Origin of the sequence: Acinetobacter sp. WU_MDCI_Abxe161 (genome assembly GCF_025514355.1) — a bacterium.
Lineage (GTDB): Bacteria > Pseudomonadota > Gammaproteobacteria > Pseudomonadales > Moraxellaceae > Acinetobacter > Acinetobacter pittii_E.
Genome location: NZ_JAHPTU010000001.1, coordinates 408,934 through 418,564 on the forward strand (window position 1 = coordinate 408,934; position 9,631 = coordinate 418,564).

The 9,631-nt window shown below is 39.0% G+C and carries 3 protein-coding genes; all 3 read right to left on the reverse strand.

All coding sequences use genetic code 11. The features are described 5' to 3' along the window. Positions 1–4: 4 nt before the first annotated feature. On the reverse strand, positions 5–1,735 hold the full coding sequence (locus KTI78_RS01930; RefSeq protein ID WP_262445019.1) for a CapA family protein: 1,731 nt from the start codon (positions 1,733–1,735) through the stop codon (positions 5–7). Next, complete coding sequence (locus KTI78_RS01935; protein WP_262445020.1) at positions 1,732–3,387, reverse strand: poly alpha-glucosyltransferase; 1,656 nt, start codon at positions 3,385–3,387, stop codon at positions 1,732–1,734. The genes KTI78_RS01930 and KTI78_RS01935 overlap by 4 nt, the downstream gene beginning before the upstream one ends. Positions 3,388–3,532: 145 nt before the next feature. Next, a partial coding sequence (locus KTI78_RS01940; protein WP_262445021.1) for a BapA/Bap/LapF family large adhesin occupies positions 3,533–9,631 on the reverse strand: 6,099 nt, incomplete at its 5' end.

The following is a 9,631-nucleotide window of genomic DNA, read 5'->3' on the forward strand; positions in this document are numbered from 1 at the left end:
TTTATTAAAAACTCATTTCCACGTAAAAACCTAAATCATCTTGTGACGTGTAATAATTTTCCTGGGCTAGTAAAGTTGTCATGTAACTACTGGCTTTTAAGAAATCTTCAGCATTGACTGGATACGGTTGCCAAAATGTTTTCAGATTATTAGTGTAGATTGGATATAAACGCAGCTGATCTTTTGACAAATCTAACCTTGCTATACAGCCATAAGGTAAAGCATTGTGTGCGTCATATTCACCATTACTATTAAAGACAGCATTGCCAATACCAAACACGACTGGCTTGTGGTTGATCATCTGAAGAGGTTGAATAGTATGAGCACCATGACCAACTATAAGATCTGCACCCGCTTGGGTTAAAATCTTAGCAAGTCTGCTCTGCTCTTTTGTAATGGGCTTAAAATCGACACCCCAATGACAAATAACAATAATTTTATGCTCAGGGTTAGTCTGCTTATAACGGCCTATTTGTTCAAGCAAAACTCCATTTAAACACGAAACTCCATTTGTATGACCTAAAGCATAAAAATCATAATCTAAATAGGCCGTGTCTCTGTGCCAATAGCCATTAAAAATAGCGTAATGCTTGTTATTAAAAGTGATTTCAAAGTAGCTATGAGCATCTTTTTGATTTAGGCCAGCCCCAATATAAGAAATATTAGCTTGATCAAATTGTTGTAATGTATAAATTAATCCATGCTCCCCATAATCTTTTAGATGATTATTTGCCAGTACAACATGGGTAAGGTGTATATTTTTGAACGCACCTAATGTTTGTTCAACATCAGCTTTAAGAATGAATGGCTTTTTATGTGCTAAAGGTGATTGAGTTTCTAAAGCAAAGACCGCTTCAAAGTTAGCAATATTTAGGTCATTTTCGTCTAAAAAGGCTTTTATTTTATCGAATGAATAGTCATATCCATATTGCTGCAGAGCATCCGTTTGTCCTCTCGCCTTACGTTTTTCAGTGTAGATTTCCCCAAAGTAGGTATCCCCCAAAATGTTAATAATGCCACTTGGAGCAGAGCAAACTTTAGGTTTTACATTCTGTGCTTGAAAACAATGATAGTAAGGAATCAAATGCTCAGCGCGATGAATATCATCTAAGAATAAAAAGAAACCAATCGTTTGGTTTTCTTCAAAGAAAGTAAGATAAATTTTTCTAAATGAGTTTGTAAGATATAAGACCTCTACTACGTTCTGTGCCATTAATGAGGTCTGAGGAAGATAAGACTTTCCTTTAAAAATAAGTTCCTTAATAAAAAAAAGTTTTTTTATTTCAATTGGGTAACTAAAAATTTTTCTAAGCAACAAAAACAAATGCTTTAACTGATTTTGGTTACCTGCATTTTTTAGAGTTAAGTTATAGGTAGCAGCTCTTTTAGAGAAAATTAAAGATGCTTGCTCATTTGTACCGCAGAGCATCTTACTTAAAGTATCTTTTACATCTGCTGCTTGAGTAAAAATTAAGAACTGCAATAATTCGGTAAATGTATAACTTTCAGATGTTTCTAAACCTAAGCTTTGCTGTCCAATTCGCTCACTCATTTTTTGTGGCACGACATAGACGTCTTGAGCCTGTACTTTTTTTTGTTGAAATTGTTCTAGTGCATAGTCGATCAATAATAATACGGAAATATCATCATCAACTTCGAATTGCCATACAGCTTCATCAAAATTTGTAGTGTCGATATGAGCTAATAACTTGATTTCAACGGGTTGATACTTCATGACTCATCACCTTTGTAATCTTTTACATAGGCGATGTAGCCGGATAAGTTATGTTCTTGATCATCAATCCTTACTCGAAAACGGTCATGGCGGATATAGAATGCATGTAAAATTTTATCTGGCCGAGCCATATACATCGCCATTTCCGGATAAAAAAAGCCTGTCGTTTGGAAATCAGCTCTAAACTCAATTAGCTTTTGAAGCTCGGACATATAAGCCTGCTCAAAAAGTACCGTTCGGCCCTGCTCTTTTAAACGGTTCACCATTTTATAAGCAGCCATTAACATTTCTAATAAAGTTGCGTAGGTCGTTTTTCGATTTCGAATAAAAATAAAATGTTTTAAATAATTATTTAAACCAAAAATAAAATATTTATCTTCAGGGCATATTTTAGTGAGTTCATTTGTACAATAACTTAACCAGTGGTCATGATATTTTTCATATCTATTTTTAATAAAATATTCAAACATCAATTTAACAGTTTCTAATAAACTAGAATTCTGGTTAATTTGATATAACCTTAATAAAGCTAAGGCAGCTTCACCATCATAATAAATAATTCTGAATTTTTCTTTTAAATCATAATCTGGATAATTTAATACATGAGTGGTTGAGCCATTTGAATCGACTAATTTTAAAATACCATTTGCTAGTTTTTCTGCATATTTTTGATAATCATTTTTTTGGGTAATTTCTTGATATTTAGTTAACATTAAAATAGCAGCCGCATTGGCACCTAATTTAATTTCAAACTCCCCTTCTTTACCATCAATCATAAAACTGATTTCAGAGTCTTTTTCTTTATAAAAGTTGGTCAGCGCATATTGAATAGCAGCATGTACCTTGGGCCAATATTCTGGTTTGCTCTGCACTTCAAATGTTTCTAGCAACGCATACACCGAGGTACAGTGGCGTACCGTATTATAGTTACGGATGTCCCGATCATAAGCAGAAAAATAGCCATAGATAAATTTGCCATTTTCTTGAATCTGATCATGCAAAAATGCCGAATTTTTTTCAATTAACGACTGAAAATGCTGTTTCTTATTGTTTGCAATCGCTCTAATACCATTCGCATCATAGCGGCTCGCTAAATTAATGAATTGCCCATTTTCATAAAATGCTGCATAGGTATCAAAAGTCCAAATATCTTGTAACTCTTGTAATTTAATCTGTGATTTAGTCGTATTATATTTCTGCTTAACTGCGTAATTCAGGTTTGTTTCATCAAAAAAATTGGGTTTGTCATAGCTCAAACCTCGAATGATTGCTTTTCCATAAATCTCCTGCTCAAGAAATGCAACCGAACATTGTTCATCAAATCCAATACCTCGACGATAGTGGTTGTTATGAAATTGATGATGGACCTGCTGTTCTACTACTTTCCAAGCTTGTCTTGCTAAATTATATGCAACATCAATTTTTATATAGTCTGGAAGTGGTTCCTGTGCAAACTGATCATTAATGAAATCTAATAATTCTTTTTTTGCTTGTGAAAAGCTTATCTTTTTACTATGCCATACGTTACATCTTTGGTCTTTGGGACCAAATGATATGAATAAAATCGTTTCTTTCTGAAGATCTGAAACATGGGGAGCGATATGTTCTAACCAAAGGTTCAGTTGTCTTTGGAAGTTTAAAAATGCTGTCACTCGAAATCAGTCCCTATCCGTTATTTGTTGTTCTATAAAGTTTTCAATGCATCATAACATGAACATGTAAAAAGCTAAGTTAACGTATTGTTTAGACGTAAAAAAAGAGCCCGAAGGCTCTTTTTTTTATAAATCACTTATCAGATTAGAAAATGATTTGATTGTTTTGCAACAATTGATCTAGGGTCGTATCAGTATTATTTAATACAAGTAAATCTGTTGTAGCATAAGTTGTTCCAGCTCCATCACGATCAATACTAACAGTTGTATTTGTACCATCAGAAGTCACTGTGAGGTATCCAGCAAATGATGCTGCAGTACCATTTCCAGTGTAACCAACCAATAGGCTACTTATATCAATTTTGTCAGCATCAGCATCGGAAGCAGTTGGCCCTACGTGGAAGTTATTCCATGTATCTACACCATTGCCACCAGCATTATCAGCATTATTCAATACATTAAAGACTAAAGTATCTGAACCACCTGCATTACTGTTAAGAACATCTTGGCCAGCTGAGCTAACTACAATATCATCGCCCGTGCTGAGGTTAAATTCTTTATCTAGATTGATCGTCAAGCTAGATGAAGATTCCTGACCAGTTATTCCTGATACCAGTTTATATTCAATTACGTCAGATGCCGCTGTCGAAGAAGTACTTGGCAGATATGTATACGAACCATTCGCATACATATGTAGCGTTCCTGTACCTGTATCGATAGCTTGACCTAAAGCAAGTTCATATGTACCAGTTGTGGTATTCAATACATATAGTTGAGAACCCTCAGCAATGTCAGCAACTCCTCCAATTGCATCACCCTCCAGTACATTACCAGAAACCACTCCACCATTAGCACCAGTATAGTCATAGCTATCTAGATGAGTGATTGTTTCGCCCATATATACTGAAGTGGTATAACCAAGGCCTAAGATGTTTCGACTAGAGATAGTCGCTGTGTATGTACCAGCTTCTAAATCATTTAAGGTCAAACGAACACCGCCATCTAATAGGCTTACAGCATTTGCTAGAGAAGTACCCGTTACTGTACCAACCACAACTCCTGCACTATTCGTTACAGTAATTGTGTAAGAAGGTAACACACTCAAACCTGCACCAGGAACTGCGTAAATTGTGACATCACTCATATCATTGGCATCAACTGTGAAGTTGTAAGTCATTGTGCCAGTTCGAGGAGTGAGCGGAGTACCTAGTGGTGTACTAAACGAACCTTGACCATTATCAAGCGGATCAATATTAGTCATTGCATTCACTAAAATGCTGTTGACCGTAATCTCATCCGGATTTGCGATAGGTGCAGGAACAATACCATCTACTGAAGGATCTGCAGTATTCCAAGTCACTGTAACGTCTGGAGAACCTACCTGAACATGTAATGTTGCAGTATCAGTAGTTCCTGTTATTGCATCACGAATTGTGTAAGTGAATGAATCCACTTTACCAATTGCACTCAGATCAGCTGTATTTGGTGTATAGGTGTAGTGACCATTTGTAGAAATCACCAATGTACCGTATGCACCGCTTATAACTGTATCTGTTCCTACTGTTTGTGGTAGAGCACCCACTACCTCAGAAGTTACGGTTGTAACCTGAGTAGCTAATGTCGTTACATCATCAGTCAGTACATTACCCTCTGCAACTACTGCTGTATTAGTAGAAGCAACTGTGTAATCAAAGTCATCTTTCACTACACTCATTGTACCTAGTAAGCCCAAACCTAAGCCGGTGTAAACCATAAATGCTCGGTATTCACCTTGATCGAGTTGAACCGTTGCACCGAAGCCACCACTGCCCAATACGCCAATGTTGAGTAAGCCAGTACTTGTACCGCCATCAATATTGTACCAAGAACCATCGGCACCTTTTTGTTGCAATACCACTTTGTAATCATTCAATAATGATACTGATAGCAATGCACCATATGAGAAGGTAACTTCAGCTTCATGGCCAGCGTCAATTGTAAATCCAACACTTGGTGTTCCTAATACCGGTACATTAAAGTCCTCTGTAATTCCTAGCAATGCTAGATAAGTTGCAGAGCCTATAGCTACATCGAATGTGGCTTGAGGAACGATATCTACACCAGCAGAAACCACATTATCGATTGCATCTACAGCATTAATTGTTGCAGGTTGTGATGGGTCACTTGTATTCCAAGTCATATCAATAGCATCACTATCAATATGTAGATACAAGGTCGCTTGCGATGTATTTACACCATCTGACAAGGTATACGTAAATTGATCAACTTGACCAAGACTTGCAGCCTCACCATTTGGTTCATAGCTGTAATTACCATTAGCGTAGATTGACAATGTACCGTGGTCACCCACAATTGTTGTTACACCTGTCGCATTAACCGCAAATGTCGTGCCATTAAAGTCAACGCTAGTCACTGTACTGAAACCAGAAGCAGTATCTGCGTGTCCATTTAGGCCAACATCATGGATAACGTTACCTTCAGCGACTTGTGTACTGTAGCCTGTGATATTTGTCGCATCAAATACATCTTTTTGAACTGACAATGTACCTAGCACACTAACTCCGACACCACCACCAGCATAAGTCATATAAGCTCTATATTGACCGGCTGCTAGGCCTTCCAATGTCACTGAGTTTCCACCAAAGGCTGCAAGACTGAGTAAGTCAGCATCTCCAGTACCATTCACAGCTACCCATTGATTCGTTGCAGTATCAAATTTTTGAACCACGAGTACATAGTCAGCAAGCAGACTTGCATCTATTAATGCACCGTAATTGAAGGTCACATCATTTAAGGTGCTATCGGTCAAAGTAAAGTTAACGCTTTGACCACCAGCTTGGAAGTCAAAATTATCAGTCAATGATAATAATGCTAGATACGTAGTACTACCTACCGCCACATCATTTTGGAGTTGTAAATACTCTGGATTAATGACTGCTACAGCCAAGTCATCAACCGCGATGATTGGAGTACTATTACCAATTGTAAAGTCTAGACTTGCACTAATATTGCCTCCCATAGGGTCAGACAATGTATAAGTGAAGTGATCAACTAGACCTAGGTTGGCATTGGTATTAGTCGGTGTATAGCTGTAATCACCATTTGCGAATATTTGAAGCGTACCGTATTGACCTTGAATAGTTGTGCCAGTATTTGGATCAACATTCGTAGTCACACCGTTCACAGTAACCGAATCAACAATTGTGAAGCCCGTTACTGTATCGGCATTTGTGCCTACGCCAAGTCCGGTAATCACATTGCCTTCTGTTGCTAGACCAGTAAAGTCAATTTGATTTGGATCATAAACATCCATCGTACCAGACAATGTGCCTAGGATACTCTTACCATATAGGCCGTTGTATGTCATAAAGGCACGATATTGACCTTCATCAAGTCCTTCAACAACCGCTCCTGGTGTCGCATTCACACCTATACCCAATACACTCAAGTTCAACAAGGAAGCTTCACTACTACCAGTAATTGACTCCCAACTATTAGTAGCAGTATTGAATTTTTGTACTACAAGTTGGTAATCACCAAGCGCTCCTTCATTGATTAAACTACTGTATTTGAAGGTTGCAGTTCCGTTTTCACCAGCGCCTACATTGAACTCCACAGTACTATTCACGAATGGTAAAGGAGCTTGTAGATTGATACCGGCCAACGATAACAATGCAAGGTAACTTGCGCTACCCAATGCTCTGTCATCCTCAATTAAATGAGGCTCAGCAGCAATTGCAGCATTTACAGCATCATCCACTGCTGTGATTGTTACAGTAGCAGGTTGTGATGGATCAGCTGCATCCCAATTCATATCCACAGCTTTACTATCTAGATGTACATAGAACGTAGCTTGTGAAGTTGTATTAGAAGCAGGGTCTAACAAGGTATACGTAAATTGATCAACCTGACCTAAACCAGCACTATCAGCATTTGGTGTATAGGTGTAATCACCATTTGCATAGATGAGTAAAGTACCGTGAGCACCGATAATTTCAGTTGGAGATGCTCCAATTGCAATGCCATTGACTTCACTAATAATACTGTTAGGTGTAGCAATATCAACATCACCATTTGTATTTGGATCAGAGATTAGATTGCCATGAGCTGCCACAACATCGTAACCAGTAATAACCGCAGGGTTATAAACATCTACACTGCCGTTTAATGTTACTGCGAGTGCGCCACCCACTGCACCACTGAATGACAAGAATGCTCTATATTCGCCTTCAGTAAGTCCTGCAATCTGTGCTGTCGGTGTAGTGCCTAGTAAGGTTAAATTCAATAATGAACGATCACCTGTACCATTCACAGCTTCCCATTGTCCTGTCGCATCATTGTATTTTTGCAACACAACATTGTAGTCACCTAAAGCAGATGCACCAATCAAACTATTGAAGTTGAATGTTGCAACGCCTTCCTGACCAGCAGCGATAGTAAAGTCAACTGTATCTACAGTGAGGAGTTGTAAGTCAACAATATTTCCAACATTTAATAGAACACCATAGAATGCCGAATCAGTCTCTGTACCCACCAATTGATATTGTGGATTGAGTTCAACCTCAACAAGATTATCCGCTGCACGAATCGAATCAAACACGATATTAAGATTAGCTTGTCCAGTTGCTCCAGTTACTGAGTCAGTTAATGTATATGTGAATACATCAGTTTGACCTACACCAGAACCATCTGCATTTGGTACGTAAACATAACTACCATCTTGATAGAAAGTAATTGTTCCGTAAGTACCTGCAAATGTCTCACCATCAGCATCAATCGCATGACCATTTACTGATGAAACAAAAGTATCTGGAGTTACTTGATCGATTTGACCTGTTGTTGGATCCGGATCAGTAATCACGTTACCTTCAGCATTACCAATTTCATATCCACCTGCTACAGACAAGTCATAATCATCCATAGTGGCAGAAAGAGTACCTAATACGCCAACTCCTAACAATCCATCGTAGGCTAAGAATGCGCGGTATTGACCCGCATCTAAACCATCAAGGACTGCACCAGGAACATTACCTGTACCAATACCTAACAAGTGCAAGCTAATTAAAGATGAATCAGCATCGCCATGGATAGATTCCCATTGGTTAGTTGCTGTATTGAATTTCTGAACTACTAGCTTGTAGTCAGAAAGTACAGCTGCGTCGATTAAGCCACTATATTGGAAAGTGACATCACCTTCATGACCATCAGCGACAGTAAATCCTAGAGAATTACCACCAAGTTGAAGGTCTAAGCCTGCTACAGATGTAAGTACTAAATAAGAAGTACTGCCTAGGCTTACATCATCACCAACAAGAGCTGGTTTCGGACTAAGAACTGCATGATCAGTGTTGTCAAAGGCAGGAATAGAACCCGCAAGAGTATAGCTTTGTGTATCCGCTACTGTGCTTGGGTTACCCGCCGCATCGGTAAAGGTTGCTACTGCATCAACTGTTAAGTCTGGATCTGCAGCAAGGCCACTACCAGCTACATCAACGGTCCAAAGACCCGTTGTTGCATCCACGGTTGCAGTATAATCAACACCATTTACAGTCACCACAACCTCTGTTGTTGCAGCATCTGTAGGAATGTTGGTCAAGGTACCTGTTAAGGTCACCGGACCACCTGCTTCTACTGCATTCAGTATGTTGTCAGCAGTAACTGGATCAATTGCTAACACAGTTGTAGTGATATCTGGTGGAGTAACATCGAGTGTTACTGTTACATCAGCATCAGCAGCATCCACGTTACCTTGAGCATCTACAGCCTCAGCATGAATCACAATCTGACCAGTCACAGGATCTGCTGCTGTTGCGGCAAGAGCTGCTGTGATGAAGCCGTTGGCAAGGTCAGTTGCTGTCACGGTGTAGTTGGTACCGTTCACATTAATCACTGTGCCGTCGATTGCATCTGGTCCCAACGCCACTTGTGCATTGAAGGTACCGTCTGTGCCAAGTTCTGCAGCATTTAAGATACCGTCGCCATTTAAGTCTTCAGGAACCGTAATCGCTGTAATCAGATCTTGTGGAGTTGTATCAATTGTTACTGTTACGTCTGCATCTGCAACATCCACGTTACCTTGAGCATCTACAGCCTCAGCATGAATCACAATCTGACCAGTCACAGGATCTGCTGCTATTGCATCCAGAGTTGCTGTGATGAAACCATTTGCAAGGTCAGCTGCTGTCACGGTGTAGTTGGTACCGTTCACATTCACCACTGTGCCGTCGATTGCATCTGGTCCTAA